The sequence below is a fragment of the Pseudaestuariivita rosea genome (assembly GCF_017592335.1).
Taxonomy (GTDB): Bacteria; Pseudomonadota; Alphaproteobacteria; order Rhodobacterales; family Rhodobacteraceae; genus Parasulfitobacter; species Parasulfitobacter rosea.
Genome location: NZ_JACNMP010000037.1, coordinates 12,568 through 31,221, shown reverse-complemented (window position 1 = coordinate 31,221; position 18,654 = coordinate 12,568). Strand labels below are relative to the sequence as shown.

Here is an 18,654-nt window from a genome sequence, read left to right as displayed (position 1 = left end):
TCTCCCGAAGGTCCATCGAAAGTGCCTTACCCACTGCTCGCCCTCCATCTTGTGGTCGGCGACAGTGAATCAGCAAAATAAGCCTATGTGAATCCCCCTTGATTCAGGTCGATTTCATCACGCTCTAGCGCAGAATACAGCCCGCTTTCTCCATCGCCTGACGTGCCTGATCCAGCGATCCGTTCAGATCAATCGCGCGGCAGGCAGACAGGTCGACCGCCACCTTAAACCCAAGTCTGGCCGCATCCTGGGCCGAATAGTTTACGCAGAAATCCGTGGCCAGACCGACCAGAGTGACCGTATCCACGCCACGCGTCCGCAGATAACCCTCAAGCCCCGTGGGTGTAGTCTGATCGTTTTCGAAGAACGCCGAATAGCTGTCGACCTGCAGCCGAAACCCTTTGCGGATGATCAGGTTAGCTGGATCAGACCGTAGATCAGGATGAAACGCCGCGCCGTCGGTCCCCTGAACACAGTGATCGGGCCAAAGCACCTGCGCCCCATAGGGCATCTGGATCATATCGTATGGTTGTTTTGCCGCATGGCTGGACGCAAAGGATGAATGCCCGGCCGGATGCCAGTCCTGGGTAAAGACCTTCACTGCGAAATCACCCAGCATATCGTTGATCAGCGGCACGATCTGGTCGCCTTCGGGCACGGCCAGCGCGCCACCGGGGCAGAAATCATTCTGCACATCAATCACGATCAGGGCTTCGTTTTTCGGTCTCATGCGTGCCTCCTGCAGTGTTTTCTTACGTCAATGGGGGTTGTCAGCCCGCCATGCCATATCCTAAATCCGGCGTTATGTACGTTATCGCAGCCTTATATCATTTCACCCGGTTTCAGAACCCCGCCCAATTGCGTGCGCAGGTGTTGGTGGCCTGTCAGGATCACCAGATCACCGGCACCCTTCTGATTGCGCCCGAGGGGATCAACGGCACGATTTCAGGCAGCCGTCAGGGGATCGATGGCATCCTGTCAGTGCTGCGCGACCTGCCCGGGTGCGCCGATCTTGAGTGGAAGGAAAGCCAGTCTGATGAACCGCCGTTCGGGCGCCTCAAGGTTCGGCTAAAGCGTGAAATCGTTACCATGAAGCAGCCCGACGTCGATCCCATCGCCGCCGTGGGCCGGTATGTTGAGCCTGAGGACTGGAACGATCTGATCCAGTCAGACGATGTGGTCGTCATCGACACCCGCAATGATTATGAGGTCGCCATCGGCACATTCGACGGCGCCATCGACCCCGAAACCAAAAGCTTCGGTGAATTTCCCGATTGGTGGCAACAAAACAAAGACCGCTTCCACAACAAGCGTATCGCGATGTTTTGCACCGGTGGCATCCGGTGTGAGAAATCGACAAACTACCTGATCGGGCAGGGCGTTGATGAGGTCTATCACCTCAAGGGTGGTATCCTGAAATATCTCGAAACCATCCCCCACGATGAAAGCACTTGGAAAGGCGATTGTTTTGTGTTCGACAATCGCGTGTCGGTCGGTCACGGGCTGAAAATCGGCCCCCATCGCCTGTGCCACGCATGCCGTCGCCCGCTTTTGCCAGAGGACCTGCGCAAACCAGAGTTTGAGGCGGGCGTGTCCTGCCATCAATGCATCAATGAGACAAGCGATGCCGACAAAGCCCGCTTCCGAGAACGCCAAAAACAGATCACCCTGGCCAAAGCCCGCGGTGAACGGCACCTGGGCATAGCCCCAAACTAACCTTCTTCTTGGCAAAAATACTCGCGCCGCAGGCAAAATAGCGCGGCACGCGCGGCCAAACGCGCGCGACCAGCGCGCTCCGCTTAGTCACGGGGTGGGATCACCAGACCTTTCCGAACAGCGGGGCGCTCCAAAAACCGGTCCAGATAAGCAACCAGGTTTTTGTGATCATCCCAGCCCACAACATCTTTCGCGCCATAGAAATCCAACGCGCGCAGCCAGGGTGCAATCGCAATATCGGCAATCGAATAATCACCCGCAATCCAGTCGCGCCCATCCAGTTCCTTGTCCAGAACCGCCAGCAATCGCTTGCCTTCACTGATGTACCGTTCCTGTGGCCGCTTATCTTCCCACTCGCTGCCCGCAAATTTGTAGAAAAATCCAAGCTGTCCCAGCATCGGCCCAAGTCCGCCCATCTGAAACATCAGCCACTGCGTCACCTTCGCCCGATCAGTGGCACCATTGCCAAGCAACTGCCCCGTCTTACCTGCAAGGTACAGCAAAATCGCACCGGACTCGAACAGCCCGATTGGCCCATCGGGTCCATCAGGATCGATGATTGCAGGGATTTTATTGTTGGGGTTCAGCGACAGAAACTCGGGGCTTTTGACGTCGGCGTCGGCCAGCGTCACCTTATGTGGTTCATAGGCCAATCCCATTTCTTCCAGCGCAATCGATACCTTGACCCCGTTTGGTGTCGGGAAGGAATAGAGTTGAATGATATCGGGGTTTTCGGGCGCCCATTTCTGCGTGATGGGAAAGTCGGAAAGATCGGCCACGTGAATGTTCCTGTTCTAAGCTCTTGGTAAACGTAAAGAATTCCTGCGCAGAAAAAAGGCTTAGTCCTGTTTGCAAATGGCGGTATGACTGTGCACAGGCGCACTAAAACCATAATAAAAAGCGCCATGGTCAACAGTAGAGGAAATGTAAAATGCTGAACGAATTCAAGCAGTTCATCGCCCGCGGCAATGTCATGGATATGGCGGTCGGCATCATTATGGGCGCGGCTTTCACGGCGATTGTGACATCACTTGTTGATGATCTGGTCAATCCGATCATCAGCCTTTTTGTCGGTGGGATCGATTTTTCAGGCATGAAAATTGCACTTGGCGAAGGTGAGGATGCAGCGGCCTTCAACTATGGCAATTTCATCAATGCCATCATCAAGTTCGTGATCATTGCCTGGGTTGTTTTTCTGCTTGTCAAGGGCGTGAACCGGCTAAGCGAAAGCGTCAAAGAGGAAGAAGAGCAAAAACCGGAAGAGCCCAAAGGCCCAACCCAGGAAGAGCTTTTGATGGAAATCCGCGACACCCTAAAGGCACAATCGACCTAAGGTTGTCCACGCGCGGTCCCGGACCTGATCCGGGACCTCATGGTGTGCTGTGCTGTAATATCCGCGCGCCAAGGGCTGTCAGTCTGTCATCTACAAGCGCCCGTTCAGTCTGTGATAACGTCTGGTGGCGTGGATAACGTGGGGCGGGGCGGTCATTCAGAATGGGGCCATTCCACCCTGATGTGGTTTCGATAAATCGATCGACACCCGCTTCTCCGAATTCGCGCAGAAACCCCTGCACCACCACATCGACGTAGCTCAGCAGGATCGGATGATCGTCGCACGGCGCAGTATGCGATCCATCTTCGATCGTATAAATCGCGACTTCTCGCGCGCAGTTGGTCTTGGCAGTGGCGCGGGTATAAGAGGCCTCGCGCGCATCCAGCGCCGTCCAGTTGCCGCCCGGTACTGTGGCCACAAGCCCCTCAATCACAGTGTTCGGATCAGGCACAACGGTCAGAAAGGAAACAGGTCGCCCTTCGGCCCTGCGCCAGGCGCGTCGCCATCCGGTGACCTGAGTTGCGGTGGTCTCGGGATAGTTGTGCGTGGATCCATTCACCAGGGACCCGTAGCCAAAAAAACTGTCTCTCATTCCCGTGCTCTTAGCACCTGTGACGGTTTGGCGGCCAGTGGTCCCATGGTAAAGATCAACCCGGCCAGCACATTTGCAACAATTCCGCCCAGGATGATCAATATGGCTGATGTCCACATGACAGTAAAACCCGTCTCCATAACGAACGTGCTGACGGCCCATCCTGCGGAAATACCGGCGGCCAGGGCGATGATCCCTGCTGCCGCACCCAGAAGGGCTGCGCGTAACAGGAAGCTGCTGAAAATCCGTCTGCGCACAGCGCCGACGGTTTTCAGAATTGCCGCTTCATAGGTGCGTGCGGCCTGGCCCGCCGCCGCCGCCCCGATCAGCACCATGAAGCCGGTCAACAGCGTCGCCCCGGCGCCATAAGATGTTGCCGCCGCAATCCCCGCCAGCACCTGCGTGACCAGATCAATCGCGTCACGCACGCGGATCGCGGTGATATTTGGATACTGGCTGGCCAGATCGCGCAAAATCTGCGCCTCGGCTTCGGGGGCGGCATAGACCGTGGCGATATGTGTATGCGGCGCACCGATTAGCGCGGCCTCGTTCATCGTCATGACGAAGCCGATCCCGGCGGTTGAGAAATCGACGACGCGGAAACTGGTGATTTCAGCGACAATATCGCGGCCCAGGATATTGACCGTCAGCTCATCGCCGATCTGCAACCCCATCTCCAGCGCTTCTTCTTCGGCGAAGCTGATCTGGGGTGGACCGGTGTAATCATCAGGCCACCATTGCCCTTGCGTGACGGTCGTATTTTCGGGCTGGGCGGCGGCATAGGTCACACCCCGGTCGCCCGTGATCACCCAGTGATCGCCCGCGACCTCTTGCGCGGGGCGGCCGTTGATGCGGGTGATCACGCCGCGCAGCATCGGCGCGGTTTCCACATTGCTGACCTGTTCATCGGTGTTCAGCCGGTCCAGAAAGCCGGGCAGTTGATCGTTCTGGATATCGACAAAGAAATAGCTTGGCGCGACCTCTGGCAGATCGCCCGAGATCGCATTGCGCAGGTTGCCGTCGATCTGCCCCACCGCGGCCAGAACGGACAGGCCCAGGCCAAGCGACAGCACGACCGAGGTCGCCTCGTCTCGTGGCCCACCGATGGACCCAAGCGCCAGCCGCAACTCGGTGCGACCGCGTGCCAAAGGTCTCCGCGCCAGATAGCGCGCGCCATAGCGGACCCCGGCGGCCACAATGGCCAGCACGATCAGCACGCCGACGATACCGCCCGCCGTCCACAGCGTCAGACGCACCGTCCCGGAAAACCAGATCGCAATACCAACCAACACCGTTAGCAGCAGCGTAATCGCCACCAGATATCCCGGGCCGGGCAGATGCCGCCGCCCGTCCAGAGCATCCCGGAACAGTGTCGCGGCACGGATGTCATCGGCGCGCGCAAGGGGCCAGAGCGTAAAGACCATCGCCGCCAGCGTCCCGTAAATCGCCGCCTCAATCAGCGGCATCGGATGCAGCGCAAAGACGGCAGGCACAGGCAAACGTGCCTCAATCAGCGGGGACAGCAGCAGCGGTACACCTGCGCCAAGAGTCAGCCCGATCAGGATGCCCAGCACGGTCAGCACACCGATCTGCATAAAATAGGTCAGAAAAATCGTTTGCCGGTCCGCGCCGAGCGTCTTCAGCGTGGCAATCACGCTGGTCTTCCGCGCCAGATAAGACCGGACCGCGGCCGACACACCCACACCGCCCACGGCCAACCCCGACAGTCCGACCAGCACCAGAAACGCGCCAAGCCGGTCAACGAATTCTCGCACCCCAGGCGCTCCGTTGCGCGCATCGGTCCAGCGCATTCCGGTGGCTTCAAACAACCCTTCGGCCTCAGCCTCGGCCGCTGCCAAATCGGTGCCCTCGGGTAGATCAAGCCGGTATTTCGTCGAAAACAGCGTGCCTGCCTGCAGCAGCCCGGCGTCGGCCAGATCTTCGGTGCGCACCATCGTCCGTGGGCCAAGCGCAAAGCCGTCGGCGGCGCTGTCAGGTTCGTACGCGATCAGCGCGGTCAGGACGAAATCCTGCGTGCCAAGGCGAAAACGGTCGCCGATCTGCAGACCCAGGCGATCGACCAGCACGCGATCCATCACGCCGCCCGGCAGCCCGTTGCGCCCCGCAACGGCCTGATCCAGCGGCATCGCGGGGTCCAGTGTGACCTGACCGATCAGCGGATAGATATCATCGACCGATTTCACCTGCGTCAGCCCGCGTTCGACGGTGTCAACCCGCTCAACGACAGCCATCGACCGGAAATCCGTGACCTCGGACACCGCCAGCGCGTTTGCGTCCATCCAGGCAAGTTCCGCGTCCGACGCGAAGCGGTACGTGAACTCCATCTGCGCGTCGCCCCCAAGCAGTTCCGACCCGCGTGCCTGCAGCCCCTGTTGGATGCTTTCGCGGATCGTGCCGACTGCGGCAATCGCGGCCACACCAAGGGCCAGACAGGCCAGCAGAATGCGAAAACCGCGCAATCCGCCGCGCAGCTCACGTGCGGCAAAGCGGCGTGCTGTGCGGATGCTCATTCGGCGACCTTGATCTCGGCTGGGGTCTCAATCCGCCCATCCATCAGACGCACGGTACGGTCACAGCGCGCAGCCAGTTCAGGCGCATGCGTGACCATGACCAGCGTCGCATTATGCCGGTCGCGCAGACCAAAGAGCAGATCCATGATTGCCGCACCATTTGCGCCATCCAGGTTGCCCGTGGGTTCATCGGCCAGCAGAATGTCGGGTCGCGGCGCCGACGCGCGGGCCAGGGCGACGCGCTGTTGTTCACCCCCCGACATCTGGGACGGGTAATGATCCATGCGGTGGCCCAGCCCAACGGTCGCAAGCTCGGCCTCGGCCCGGTCAAACGCATCGCGCGCTCCGGCCAATTCCAGCGGGACGGCGACATTTTCCAAGGCCGTCATCGTCGGGATCAGGTGAAACGACTGAAACACCACCCCCATGTGATCACGGCGAAAACGGGCCAACGCATCCTCATTCATGACCGTCAGGTCTTGTCCAAGGGCCATAACGGACCCACCTGTTGCCTGCTCAAGCCCGCCCATCAGCATCAGAAGCGATGACTTGCCTGACCCCGACGGACCCACCAGCCCAAGCGTTTCGCCCCGCTGGACGTCAATCGAGATATCGTGAAGGATATCAACACGGCCCGCATTGCCCTGAAGCGAAAGCGCGGCATTATTAAGGGAAAGAACAGGATCGGTCATGACAGTGTACACACAGGGTTTTAAGTTGCTCGGCCTCGGGGGCATCCTTTCGGGATATGGGGCGATTGGCCGTGCGCGCAAGCTGATCTTTGCAATTGCGCTGATTTTCCCGATAACGGCGCAGGCAGAAACCGTGACGGTTGCAGCCCTGGGTGACAGCCTGACGCAGGGCTATGGTCTGCCTGTTGACGATGGTCTGGTGCCGCAGCTGGAACGCTGGCTGGCGGGGCAGGGGGCCGATGTGCAGATGATCAACGCAGGTGTGTCGGGCGATACCTCGGCCGGGGGTTTGTCGCGCGTGAACTGGACTCTGACGCCCGAGGTCGACGCGATGATCGTATCCCTAGGCGGCAATGACCTGTTGCGTGGGATCGATCCGGCAACGACCCGCGCGAACATCCGTGGTATTCTTGAGGCCGCACGGGCCGCGGGGGTCGAGGTTTTGCTGGTGGGCATTCAGGCGCCGGGGAACTATGGGCCCGATTACAAAACGCAGTTTGATGCCATTTACCCTGAGCTTTCGCAGGAATTCGAAACGCTGTACTGGCCCAGCCTGTTTTCACTGTTTCAAGAAGAAAACGATGATCTGGGTGACATCGCGGCCTATATGCAGCCCGATGGCATCCACCCCAATGCCGACGGCGTCGCCGTGATCGTTCAGGCCGTGGGCCCGGCGGTGCTGGATCTGGTGGAGAGCGTTCAATAGCAATGCCGGGCCGCTTCTATCTGACCTCGGATCTGGCGCGGATCACGCAGTTTTTGGGTGTCAGCGCCGAGGGGCTGGTCGCTGATCCGCCCCGCCATAATGTGGCGCCCGGGGAACAGATACTGGTGGCCCATGATGGCTATCTGCAGCACATGCGTTGGGGTTTGATCCCGGTGGGGCGCGTGAATGCCCGTGGCCGGCCGGTGATGGAGACCATCATCAACGCGCGGTCGGAAACGGTGTTCGACAAATCTGCGTTCGAAGGCGTGCAGCGGTGCATCGTGCCTGCGGATGGCTGGTATGAATGGACAGGTCAGACACGCCATAAAACCGTATGGCGCATTTATCGCAAAGACTACACCATGCTGGCCTTTGCAGCGATCTTTGATGTCTGGACCGCGCCCGGCGGTGCCCAGATCGCGCAGGTTGCGACCGTGACATGCGAGCCCTCGGCGGACGTGCGCGACATTCACCACCGCATGGGCGTCATTTTGCAACCCGACCAGTTCGGCACATGGCTGGGCGGCACAACCAAGGCTGCGGCTGACCTGATGCGGCCGTTTCCGGATGGGATGTTGACAGTAGAAAAAGCGACCGACTTCGATTTGTCGTGAATGAATCCGCCATGATCCCTCGACTTTTTTGCCCTTTGCATCATCTTGTAGGATCGGAATTTTGAGCGAGGTTTGAGATGTCGAATATGAAAAACATGCAGAACCAACTGGATGAACAGCAACGTCAGGATGCGGTTTATGAGGCTGCGATGGCGTCTGTCAGACGATCTCAACGGGCGCGCGAGGCCGGTGGATACGCTGTCATGTCGGCTGCCATGGGATACGGCGAAAGCGCGATGGGCAAGGGATGGTTTTCAAAAATCAACCACGCGGCAAAACTGTTCTGCATTGCGGCGGCCTTTATCATTCCGAACGCTTTGATCGTTTATCTGGTCTTTTAGGGTTTGATCATCACCTTGCCATCGGGCTTTGACAGGGCCAGCGGCAGGTTTTCCATGACCTGCGATAAGGAAAGCGTGGCGCTGACGTCTGTTTTCCAGCGACCGTCTGCGAAACGGGCCTGAACTTCGGCAATTGCGGCCATCTGCTTTTCGATAGGCGTATCCTGAAACCATTTGGTCAGCCAGAACCCTTCGATCCGCTTTTGCATGAAGATGAATTGCCCCATTTCGCCAAGCTTTGGGGCTTCGGCATTCAGTTTGCCATAGCTGACCCATCTTGCGCCAAAGGGCATTGCAAAGAACATATCGGCAGACGTCTGATCGCAAACGGCGTCCAGCATGACCCGCGGTTTCAGGTCGGAAAAGATCTGCCTGGCGTTGTCGCGAAAGTCCGGGGCCAGAACGTTCAGCACCTCAGTCGCGCCCAGGTCCTTCAGATGGTCAATCGGGTCATCCCGCCGAACGGTGCCTATGGCTTTCAGGCCTTTGTCCCGCGCCAGACCCAGCATAAGCTTGCCCAACTGAGATGTGGCTGCGGTAACGATAAAGGCATCGCTTGCCTCAGCCGCGATATCCACCATGGCCATCGCGGTCAGCGGATTGACGATCTGTGCGGCGCCGTCTTCGTCTGAGATATCGTCGCGCAGCGGAATACAGTTTGTCGCATCGGTCAGCGCGTATTCTGCCCAGGCGCCCGACCCGCTGGGCGCCACGACAAAGGCCACGCGCATACCTTCCTGAATGAACCCCGCGTTTTCGCCCGTCGCGACCACATCGCCGCATCCCTCAAAACCTGCTGGCTTGCCCTTGACCCGCGGCTGACCGTATTCGCCCTTGATAAAGTGCAGGTCAGATGGATTCACACTGGCCGCGCGCAATTTGATCAGAACCTGACCCGCGCCGGGTTGCGGCACGGGAATGTCAGCCGGTTCCAACCAGTCTGAGCTTTGTTCGATAAATGGGCCGGTGGCCGTATCGCAATAGCCATCGTGGCGTTGCAGCAGTGCGAACATGGTCTGTGTCATCCAAATCCCCCCGGGGTGGTTCATGCCCCGCGCCTATGGCGGGGCATAGTGGTTAAGCTATTGCAAAATCAAAGGAATCCACTGTCGCCCACAGATTGTCAAGCAGATGTGAATCCAGAAATTCGTTACTGGGTCCGTTGTCTGCATTCACAACGTTGTCGCCCAGATCATAGACCGTGCCCGACCCGACATGGCCCCAATAGGTCACCACATCATTGAAATCCTCGCCTGGATCATCGCCAAAGATTTCGATGATGCTTTCGTCACCCACACCATCGGCACGATATTGATCGTAATAGGTGCCATCGGCCCCGCCCAGACCGACGGCCTGAACCACGAATACCTCATCAAAAGCACCGGGGTTTGAGTCATAAAGCTCAAGCGCCGCCGCGGCCCCAAGTGAATGACCCGAGATATCCACATTGGCACCGGCGGGGATGTCATTGGCAAACATATCGGCGACGATGCGGTTCACGGCCTCGCCATGTTCCAGGGTGTTGCCTGCCAGGAACAGACCCACGATATCGGTGTTTACATCCGACAGCGATGACGTCCCCCCGATCGAAATCACATATTCCCCGGTGTCCAGATCGCGCATCAGCGACACGTTTGCCTCATAAAGGCCGCCGTTCGGGCTGAACCCCTTTTCTTCGACCACACGCAACAGTTCAAAGCTTTCGCGGGCGTATGTAACCTCGCTGTCCAGCCAGGCTTCGTCCTGAAACGGCAGAAAACTATCGCGGCTTACGAAATCATAGATGCCGTCCAGATCGGTGACATAGCCATCCGCGTCAACCAGACCTTCGTCCTGCAGTTCAGACTGATCCAGATATCCATGCCGCGACGTGATCAGCGCATCGCGGATCACGTCATAGTCGCTGTCGGCAAAGTCCGAGACCTCGATGGTTTCCTGTGGCACCTCTTCGCCCACCACTTCAAACGCATCATAACGATCCGGATCCAGCAGTCCGAACCGGTCAAGAAAGCTTTCCACCCGGTCGCGCCCGGCGAAATAGCTGTCAAACGCAGACCGCACTTCGGTGATCGCAACATCTGCAATTATATCGAGAATAGACATCAAACCTCCCCTTTTGATGATGGGGCGATGCTTCGTGACAGGCTTTTTTATTTCAACAGTTTAGTAAAGTTACGTTGCGGCAGTTTCCACAACCTAAGGCTGCTTTTTTCCTTAATAGTTGGGTTTTCGTTTTTCCATGAAGGCCTTGACGGACTCAGCAAATTCAGGGCTTTGCAGGCTTTTCATAAACACCAGATTTTCGGCCGTCATCCGGTCGGCGAGGCTTTCCGGCGCGCGTTGCATCAGACGCTTGGTTTCGCGCAGGGCGGCAGGTGGCAGTGCGCCAAGACGGGCCGCAAAATCGCGGGCAGCAGGCAGAATCGCATCGGCAGACAAGACCTTGGCGGCCAGTCCGGATTGCAATGCCTCGTCCGCCAGAATGGGCGTGCCGGTCATCAAGGCCTCGGCCGCGCGTTGGCGTCCGACATAGGCGGGCAACAGCAGGGAACTGGCCGCCTCGGGCACCAGCGCCATTTTGATAAAGTTGAAATGCAGCTCGGCATTTTCCGCCAAAACCACGTGATCTGTGTGCAGCAACATCGTCGCGCCCACGCCCACGGCCTTGCCCTGAACGGCAGCAATCAGCGGCACATCGCAACTGCGCAGATTGGTCAGAAATCGCAGAACGGGGCTGTCTGGCCCGGTGGGCGGACGGGCCATAAAATCCATCAGATCGTTGCCCGCGCAGAAGTCATCGCCATCGCTGTGGATGATAACGCAGCGTGTCGACTGGTCTGTATTCGCAGCCTCAATCGCGTCAAACAGCCCGGTGTACATTTCCACCGTCAGGGCGTTCTTCTTCTCGGGCCGCTTGATGCATATTTCGACGGCACCGGCATTTTCAGTCACTTCAAGATGATCAGTCACAGGGCTATTCCTTTATATCGGCCGCCCGGTCTGGGCGATCAGCATTTGGCGGGCCAGGCCCATACGCTTGACCCAGGCGTCGGGGTCTGCGGCACGCGCCTGAAAATGGGCGGTGGTTTCGGGATGGGAAAAGACAAACATGCGCCCGTCTTCCATGGCGTTCATCACGGCCTGGGCCACATCATCGGGGTCGATGATATCACCAGCGGCGCGCAAACTGGCCTCGGCCCCGCGGATCAGATCGGTCTGCACCCCTTGCGGGCAGATGCACAACACTTGCAGCCCTTCGTGGGCATGGGCGATGGACAGGCTTTCGGCAAACGACACGGCGGCGTGTTTGGTGCAGCTGTAGGGTGCAGCGCCCAGTTGGTTCAACAGCCCCGCGGCCGACGCGACGATCATAAAGCTGCCGCCGCCACGGGAAATCATACCCGGCACAACGTGCCGCGCGCCGTAGACAGACGACATGACATTGACCTGCCACGACAGCTGCCACGCGTCGTTGGGGGCGCCTGTGGCTGTAAAGGTGGGGCCATCGGCCATGGCAATACCCGCGTTTGAGACATAAATATCGACCGGGCCAAGCCGTCCCTCAACGTCTGTCAGAAACGCGGCAATCTGGTCTTCGCGGGTCACATCGACACGGGCGCCGAAACCACCGCAGGCTTTGCCGACCTCATGCGCCTGGGTCGCATCCAGATCCGCAATCGCAACCCGTGCGCCCGCTTTATGCAACATCTCGGCAATCGCCTTGCCGATACCGCGCCGACCGCCTGTGACAACGGCCACCTCACCAGTCAAATCCATGAATCCCCCCTTTTGCACAATGTCAGACTTGTGGCAGACGATATGTCAATAGGTGACGCTGCGAAGTTATCTGCGCCTGCGGGACACCTTGCGTTTGGCCTTGGCCGCCGACTGCTTTGATTTCGCAACCTTACGCCGCACAGGCTTTCCGCGGCCACGTGTCGGACCCTTTGGCATGGCCTTATCTTCAAGGCTAAGCAATTCCAGTTCCAACCCGCCAGTCACCGGAACCGCTTCCGCCAGACGCACGGTCACGCGCTGGCCTAGACCAATGACCATACCGCTGTCCGATCCCATCAGGGTCTGTGTTTCGGCATCATGGTGAAAATATTCGCGCCCCAACGTCCGGATCGGGATCATCCCATCGGCCCCGGTTTCGTCCAGCTTCACAAAGACCCCAAACCGCGCGATGCCTGAAATGCGGCCGGTGAACTCATTGCCCACCCGCTCGCTCAGATAGCTGGCCAGATACCTGTCCGTCGTGTCGCGTTCCGCCGCCATCGACCGCCGTTCCGTGTCCGAAATCAGCGCGGCGGTTTCCTCAAGCCCGTCGATATCCTGATCAGTCAGGCCGTCCTTGCCCCAACCATTGGCCCGGATCAGCGCGCGGTGCACGATCAGGTCGGCATAGCGCCGGATGGGCGAGGTGAAATGCGCGTATTTCTGCAAGGCCAGCCCGAAATGGCTGAAATTCTCGGGACTATAATAGGCCTGCGTCATCGACCGCAGTGTCGACAGATTGATCAGCTCGGCAAATTCACTGCCCGCCGCCGCGTTCAGCAACTGGTTCAGATGCTGGGTCTTCAGCACTTGTCCCTTCGCCAGCTGAAAACCCGAAGACTGCGCCGTTTCGCGCAACGCCTCCAGCTTTTCGGGCGAGGGTTCTTCGTGCACCCGGAACAAAAGCGGGCTGCGTTTGCTGACCAGTTCTTCGGCTGCTGCGACATTGGCCAGCACCATGAATTCCTCGATCAGCCGATGCGCATCCAGCCGGTCACGGAAGTTGACCGAGGTCACCTGGCCATCCTCAGACAGCTCAATCCGGCGTTCGGGCAGGTCCAGATCCAGCGGCTGGCGGGCCGCACGCGCCTTGGTCAGCGCTGCGTAAGCCGCATAAAGCGGGCGCAGAACATCGTCCAGCAGCGGGGCGGTTTTGTCATTCGGGGTCCCATCAACTGCAGCCTGCACTTCGGCATAATTCAGTGACGCATGGCTTTTCATCAGCCCGCGCACGAATTTATGGCCGATTTTGTGCCCCTTTGCATCGATCTGCATCCGCACGGCGATACAAGCGCGCGGGACGCCTTCGTGCAGCGAACACAGATCACCCGACAGCCGATCCGGCAGCATTGGCACAACGCGGTCGGGGAAATAGGTCGAGTTCCCCCGCTTGCGCGCCTCGCGATCCAGCGCGGAACCCGGCGTGACATAATGTGCGACATCGGCAATCGCGACCCAGATCACATGGCCGCCGTCGTTCTTGGGGTCATCATCGGGGTGCGCATAGCAGGCGTCGTCATGGTCGCGCGCATCCGCAGGGTCGATGGTGATCAGGGGCAGATCGCGCAGATCTTCGCGCCCTTTCAGCCCCGCAGGTTTTTGCGCGTCGGCCTCGGCAATCACGGTATCGGGGAACTGATCGGGGATGCCATGCTGATGGATCGCGATCAGTGACACGGCTTTCGGCGCCGACGGGTCGCCCAGGCGGTTCACGATCCGCGCTTTGGGCAGGCCCATACGCACCTTGGGGCCACTTTGTTCGGCCTCGACCAGTTCACCATCTTTAGCGCCGCCTGTTGCGCCTGCGAGCACGTGCCATTCCTTGTCACTGCCCTTGTCGATCGGCACCACGCGCCCACCTTCAGCCCCTTTGCGGAATATACCAACGATCCGTTGCGGGTTCTGACCGATCCTGCGGATCAGACGTGCCTGATAATGATGATCCTGGCCCTTGACCTCGGTCAGGCGGGCCAGAATACGGTCGCCTTCGCCCAAAGCCGGATCAGAGCTTCGTGGGATCACCAGCACAACCGGCTCAACCCCTTCGCCCTGCCATTCCATCGGCTTGGCCATCAGGTCACCGTCGCCGGTGGGCGCCTGCACCTGCAACACGCTGACCGGCGGCAGTTTGTCGGGATCGCGATAGGTCTTTTTGCGCTTTTCCAGGTGGCCTTCGTGCTCAAGCTCTTTCAGCACGCGTTTCAGGTCGATCCGTGCGGCGCCCTTGATCCCGAATGCCTTGGCGATATCGCGTTTCGAGGTCAGCGTCGGATTGTCTGAAATCCAGGTCAGAATGTCGTCTTTGGTGGGAATACGGGTCATGCGATCCGCGTAACACGAAGGACTGTGGCCGTCACGTTAAGTTTTCAGATCGCTCGCATGATCCACGTCGCGCAGTGTGTCGATTATGCCGATCCGGGCGTTGCCAAGGGTGGCGATGGTGTCGGCCATTGCATGTTCCGTAGACCAGCGCACACCATCGAAAAGCGTATTTGGCACCGCCCCGATCCGTTTCATCCCGATCAGCCAATACCCCCCATCGGGTGCCGGGCCAAAGACGGCGTCATTTCGCCCAAGTGACCGAAAAGCGCGGGCGATATGAGGCTTGTCGATACCAGGTATATCCGCGCCGATAATCGCAACAGGGCCGGGGGGCAGGGTGCGAAAGACACGCCCCATCCGGTCGCCCAGATCACCGAGGCCCTGCGGGATACGAGCCAAATGGCTTGGCCAGATGCGGCTGACCATGCCCTGATGATCGGGCGCGACAGCCAGAACAATTCGCCAGCGCGGATCGTCCAGACGGCGGATCAGGCGGGACACCTGATGGCGAAACCACCACGCCGCCGCTGTCATGCCGATATCCCGACCCAAGCGCGTCTTAACGCGGCCCGGCTGCGGCTCCTTGACCATGATCACCAGCGTTTTTACTCTATTTTGCAAAGTAATCCTGCAATATTCGGGTATAAATCGACTTTAATTGTTCGATTTGTGCAATTTCCACACATTCATCGACCTGGTGCATTGTCCTGCCAACAAGTCCAAATTCGACCACGGGGCAGTGATCTTTGACAAAGCGCGCGTCCGACGTCCCGCCCGATGTCGACAGCACCGGTGTCACCCCGGTTTCCGCCTGAACGGCAGTGCTGACCAGATCGGATAGATCGCCGGGCGGTGTCAGAAAGCTTTCGCCCGACACCGTGACGCGCACCTCAATCTCGACACCCGTGTCCTTGCTGACTGCGGCTGCCTTGGCTGACAACCATGCGGTCAGACTGTGCCCGCTGTGCAGGTCATTGAAGCGGATGTTCAGGGTCGCGCGGCATTCAGCCGGGATCACATTTGTCGCGGGGTTGCCGGTGTCAAAACCCACAACGGCCAGGGTCGAGGGGTCAAAATGCTGTGTGCCCTGGTCCAGCGGATGATGAGCCAGTTGATCCATCAGCCGCACCAGCGCATGGACGGGGTTCTTGGCCCGATGCGGATACGCCGAATGTCCCTGAACCCCGCGCGCCGTCAAATGCGCATTCAGCGAACCGCGCCGCCCGATCTTGATCATATCGCCCATCGTCTCGGGGCAGGTAGGTTCGCCCACCAGACAGACCGACATCTGTTCGCCCTGCGTCGCCATCCAGTCCAGCAGGGCTGTCGTGCCGTCGGTGGCATCGCCTTCCTCATCCCCGGTGATCGCCAGAATAACGGCACCATCGGGCGGCGTGGTCTGTACAAAATCAATCGCGGCGGCGGCAAAGGCGGCAACCCCCGATTTCATATCCGTCGCGCCCCGACCGTATAGCACACCATCGTCGATCTGCGCGCCAAACGGCGGTCTGGTCCAGGCCGCCTCATCCCCCACGGGGACCACATCGGTATGGCCATTGAACCCGAACGACTTCGCGTGCCCCTTCGCGCCCCACCGCGCGTAAAGGTTCGCGATGCCGCCCCGGTCAACGCGGGTGCACTCAAACCCGGCGTCAGACAGCAAGCTGTGCAACAGTTCAATCGCCCCGCCCTCGGCTGGCGTGACCGAGGGGCATTGGACAAGACGGGCGGTCAGATCGATGGGATTTGTGCTCATGTGACGGTCGATACCCGTGGGGCCGGGGGACTGCAAGCTATCCATCCCAACTGACCGCGCCCCCACCGCCAAACAGGTAAATCGCCACAATCAAACCAACGATCAAAAGCACCGATATCCCGACGTTCCAATAAAGCGAATTGTCGTACTTGTCCGAAAGCCAGCGCATCGGTCTGACGCCCTTGGTCAGAAAGACGATCTGGGCGGCCAGGTTGATCGCGATTATATTGGTGACCACCGTGATCAGGGCGATCAGCGCCTGCTGGTATTCCGATGCCCCCAGCAACAGCCCAAATGCGGCAAGCGGCGGCAACAGCGCCGCGGCGACCATCACACCGACCAGCGTTGATGTCTTGCCCTGCGCCACCATCAACGCCGCAGCCGCGCCAGAAGCCAGCGGCAAGGCGATGGTGTTCAAGCCCAGGGGTCCCGCGAAATCCATCAGGCTGGAATCAAGGTTAATCGGAAACGCCATACCGATCACGCCGCCAATAACCGCGGCCACGGCAATGCCCGCCGCCAGGGCGCGCAAAGCTATACCCAGCAAACTGCGGTTGCCCAGAGCGGTCGCAAAAGAAAACGCGATGATCGGCCCCAGCAAAGGTGCGATGACCATCGCCCCGATCACGACCGCGATTTGCCCGGTGTTCAATCCGATCGCCGCCACAAAGGTCGCCAAAGCCGTCATGATCAGATAATCCAGCGTCAACACGCTTGAGTTCCGGACATCGGCATAGATTTCTTCGCGCGCGGCACTTTCGTTGCGCTGGTCCAGCTCTTCCTGTTTTTCCTCATCTTTGGGTTCGGGCAAGACGGCCTGCGTTTTGTGGCTGATCAGCTGCCAATCATCACAGTCAGACAAAGCGTCCTTGAACCGGTCCAGCACATCCTGCGCCGCGCTATTGTGCAGGGTCAGAAAGTATTGAACCGGGTCATCATCGTCGGCACTGCGGGTGCGCCACCATTTTTCGACGTCAAGATCATCGCAGACCTTGTCCACATCATCAGACCAGTCCTTTGGGATCGATAACTGGATAAGCCTGAATGACATGGGGTATCTTTCCTTTGGATCAGTCCCGGCGCTCGGGCTTATCAAAAAACGGCGTCATCTGCGCGACGATGACCGAATTTTCATCCAGCGCGCGCTGCATCAGATCCTGTTCGTCTTGCGGAATATCCTGTTCCTCGGCCTGCCGTTCCTTTAGTGTGCCATAGCCCGTGACATCCAGTGGGGCCAGATCGGCCTGTTTCAGAATGGCCACCGTTTCGCGCACCGCCTCGGCCTCATCCACGCCGCTGGCAAAGCACATCAGCGCAGCCCCCGTCGCGCCCTCGGGCAACCCGTCACCGGCTTTGCGACCGACCTGCACCAGTAGCGTGTAGACCTGTTGCGCCCGTTTAGTCACGCAGCAACTCATTGATCCCGGTCTTGGACCGGGTCTTTTCATCAACCCGCTTCACGATTACCGCGCAATAGAGGTTGATGTTATTCTTTGATGGCATCGAGCCCGCGACGACCACAGAATAGGGGGGCACTTCGCCGTACATGACCTCACCCGTCTCACGATCCACGATCTTGGTCGACTGGCCGATGAAAACGCCCATACCCAGAACAGACCCTTCGCGGACGATCACGCCCTCGACCACCTCGGACCGGGCGCCGATAAAGCAGTTATCTTCGATGATCGTGGGGCCGGCCTGCATCGGTTCCAGCACGCCACCGATGCCCACGCCGCCTGACAGATGCACATTCTTGCCGATCTGCGCGCAGCTGCCGACGGTGGCCCAGGTATCAACCATCGTGCCGCTGTCGACATAGGCGCCCAGGTTCACGAAAGACGGCATCAGCACAACGCCCGGCGCGATAAAGGCTGACTTGCGCACGATACAGTTTGGCACCGCGCGAAAGCCCGCCGCGCGCCACTGATTGTCGCCCCAGCCCTTGAACTTGCTGTCGACCTTGTCCCACCATGCCGCACCCTGCGGGCCGCCGTTCTGCTGTTCCATATCCTTCAGGCGAAAGCCCAGCAAAACCGCCTTTTTCGCCCATTGGTTCACATGCCAACTGCCATCATCCTGCCGTTCGGCCACGCGCAGAGTGCCGCCATCCAGCGCGTTCAGTGTATCTTCGATCGCCTCGCGCGCCTCGCCCGTGGTTGCGGGTGTGATCGTATCGCGGGCCTCCCACGCAGCCTCAATCGCGGTTTCAAGCTGGGCGTTTGACATGGTGCTTCCCCTCATTCCATGCTGGCATCTGTTTGGCCGAGGCTATAG

The 18,654-nt window shown here is 59.3% G+C and carries 20 protein-coding genes; 5 read left to right on the top strand and 15 right to left on the bottom strand.

The features are described from left to right. Window positions 1-124: 124 nt before the first annotated feature. Window positions 125-730 carry a bifunctional nicotinamidase/pyrazinamidase gene (gene pncA / locus H7848_RS17085; protein WP_208353944.1) on the bottom strand — a complete coding sequence of 202 codons (606 nt, stop codon included), beginning with the start codon at window positions 728-730 and terminating at the stop codon, window positions 125-127. A 74-nt stretch (window positions 731-804) separates the two neighbouring features. Here pncA and trhO point away from each other — a divergent pair, with 74 nt between their 5' ends. Next, window positions 805-1,716 carry an oxygen-dependent tRNA uridine(34) hydroxylase TrhO gene (gene trhO / locus H7848_RS17080; RefSeq protein WP_208353955.1) on the top strand — a complete coding sequence of 304 codons (912 nt, stop codon included), beginning with the start codon at window positions 805-807 and terminating at the stop codon, window positions 1,714-1,716. A gap of 83 nt (window positions 1,717-1,799) precedes the next feature. On the opposite strand, the gene H7848_RS17075 is transcribed toward trhO, so the two are convergent. Then, entirely contained in the window at window positions 1,800-2,495 is a 696-nt protein-coding gene (locus H7848_RS17075; protein ID WP_208353943.1) for a glutathione S-transferase family protein, read from the bottom strand. A 152-nt stretch (window positions 2,496-2,647) separates the two neighbouring features. Here H7848_RS17075 and mscL point away from each other — a divergent pair, with 152 nt between their 5' ends. Next, window positions 2,648-3,049, top strand: a complete 402-nt coding sequence (gene mscL, locus H7848_RS17070; protein WP_208353941.1) for a large-conductance mechanosensitive channel protein MscL — start codon at window positions 2,648-2,650, stop codon at window positions 3,047-3,049. A 37-nt stretch (window positions 3,050-3,086) separates the two neighbouring features. Here mscL and H7848_RS17065 read toward each other — a convergent pair whose 3' ends face one another. Genes H7848_RS17065 through H7848_RS17055 form a run of 3 tightly spaced genes read right to left on the bottom strand, consistent with a single transcriptional unit; the run spans window position 3,087 to window position 6,864 of the window. After that, the gene (locus tag H7848_RS17065; RefSeq protein WP_208353939.1) at window positions 3,087-3,641 is read right to left on the bottom strand and encodes a gamma-glutamylcyclotransferase family protein; all 555 of its coding nucleotides are present in this window, start codon (window positions 3,639-3,641) and stop codon (window positions 3,087-3,089) included. Further along, window positions 3,638-6,172 (bottom strand): ABC transporter permease, encoded by a 2,535-nt coding sequence (locus H7848_RS17060; protein ID WP_208353937.1) that lies wholly within the window; start codon window positions 6,170-6,172, stop codon window positions 3,638-3,640. Before H7848_RS17060 ends, H7848_RS17065 begins: the two co-directional genes overlap by 4 nt. Beyond that, complete coding sequence (locus H7848_RS17055) at window positions 6,169-6,864, bottom strand: ABC transporter ATP-binding protein (RefSeq protein WP_208353936.1); 696 nt, start codon at window positions 6,862-6,864, stop codon at window positions 6,169-6,171. The genes H7848_RS17060 and H7848_RS17055 overlap by 4 nt, the downstream gene beginning before the upstream one ends. On the opposite strand from H7848_RS17055, the gene H7848_RS17050 reads away from it, so the two are divergent. The 3 genes from H7848_RS17050 to H7848_RS17040 all read left to right on the top strand — a co-directional run bounded on the left by H7848_RS17050 (window position 6,863) and on the right by H7848_RS17040 (window position 8,525). Continuing rightward, window positions 6,863-7,570 carry an arylesterase gene (locus H7848_RS17050; RefSeq protein ID WP_208353934.1) on the top strand — a complete coding sequence of 236 codons (708 nt, stop codon included), beginning with the start codon at window positions 6,863-6,865 and terminating at the stop codon, window positions 7,568-7,570. The genes H7848_RS17055 and H7848_RS17050 overlap by 2 nt on opposite strands. A 2-nt stretch (window positions 7,571-7,572) precedes the next feature. Further along, on the top strand, window positions 7,573-8,184 hold the full coding sequence (locus H7848_RS17045; RefSeq protein ID WP_208353931.1) for an SOS response-associated peptidase: 612 nt from the start codon (window positions 7,573-7,575) through the stop codon (window positions 8,182-8,184). Between the two features lie 77 nt (window positions 8,185-8,261). Beyond that, window positions 8,262-8,525, top strand: coding sequence for a hypothetical protein (locus H7848_RS17040; RefSeq protein WP_208353928.1), 264 nt, complete (start codon window positions 8,262-8,264; stop codon window positions 8,523-8,525). Here H7848_RS17040 and H7848_RS17035 read toward each other — a convergent pair. The 10 genes from H7848_RS17035 to dapD form a co-directional block, all read right to left on the bottom strand. After that, a complete protein-coding gene (locus tag H7848_RS17035; RefSeq protein WP_208353925.1) occupies window positions 8,522-9,550 on the bottom strand; it encodes an alcohol dehydrogenase catalytic domain-containing protein in 1,029 nt (342 codons plus the stop codon). The two genes, H7848_RS17040 and H7848_RS17035, sit on opposite strands and share 4 nt — an antisense overlap. A 52-nt stretch (window positions 9,551-9,602) precedes the next feature. After that, window positions 9,603-10,628, bottom strand: a complete 1,026-nt coding sequence (locus tag H7848_RS17030) for a hypothetical protein (protein WP_208353920.1) — start codon at window positions 10,626-10,628, stop codon at window positions 9,603-9,605. 111 nt (window positions 10,629-10,739) lie between these two features. After that, window positions 10,740-11,495, bottom strand: a complete 756-nt coding sequence (locus tag H7848_RS17025; protein ID WP_208353917.1) for an enoyl-CoA hydratase-related protein — start codon at window positions 11,493-11,495, stop codon at window positions 10,740-10,742. A gap of 12 nt (window positions 11,496-11,507) precedes the next feature. Further along, window positions 11,508-12,302 (bottom strand): SDR family NAD(P)-dependent oxidoreductase, encoded by a 795-nt coding sequence (locus tag H7848_RS17020; RefSeq protein WP_208353914.1) that lies wholly within the window; start codon window positions 12,300-12,302, stop codon window positions 11,508-11,510. A 66-nt stretch (window positions 12,303-12,368) separates the two neighbouring features. Further along, window positions 12,369-14,624, bottom strand: a complete 2,256-nt coding sequence (rnr, locus tag H7848_RS17015) for a ribonuclease R (RefSeq protein ID WP_208353911.1) — start codon at window positions 14,622-14,624, stop codon at window positions 12,369-12,371. A gap of 36 nt (window positions 14,625-14,660) precedes the next feature. Then, window positions 14,661-15,215, bottom strand: coding sequence for a TIGR04282 family arsenosugar biosynthesis glycosyltransferase (locus H7848_RS17010; protein WP_208353953.1), 555 nt, complete (start codon window positions 15,213-15,215; stop codon window positions 14,661-14,663). A 19-nt stretch (window positions 15,216-15,234) separates the two neighbouring features. After that, on the bottom strand, window positions 15,235-16,380 hold the full coding sequence (gene dapE / locus H7848_RS17005) for a succinyl-diaminopimelate desuccinylase (RefSeq protein WP_208353951.1): 1,146 nt from the start codon (window positions 16,378-16,380) through the stop codon (window positions 15,235-15,237). A 37-nt stretch (window positions 16,381-16,417) separates the two neighbouring features. After that, the gene (locus H7848_RS17000) at window positions 16,418-17,431 is read right to left on the bottom strand and encodes a TIGR00341 family protein (RefSeq protein ID WP_208353908.1); all 1,014 of its coding nucleotides are present in this window, start codon (window positions 17,429-17,431) and stop codon (window positions 16,418-16,420) included. 19 nt (window positions 17,432-17,450) lie between these two features. Next, window positions 17,451-17,798, bottom strand: a complete 348-nt coding sequence (locus H7848_RS16995; protein WP_208353906.1) for a hypothetical protein — start codon at window positions 17,796-17,798, stop codon at window positions 17,451-17,453. Then, window positions 17,779-18,606, bottom strand: coding sequence for a 2,3,4,5-tetrahydropyridine-2,6-dicarboxylate N-succinyltransferase (dapD, locus tag H7848_RS16990; RefSeq protein ID WP_208353904.1), 828 nt, complete (start codon window positions 18,604-18,606; stop codon window positions 17,779-17,781). Before dapD ends, H7848_RS16995 begins: the two co-directional genes overlap by 20 nt. Window positions 18,607-18,654: the final 48 nt, after the last annotated feature.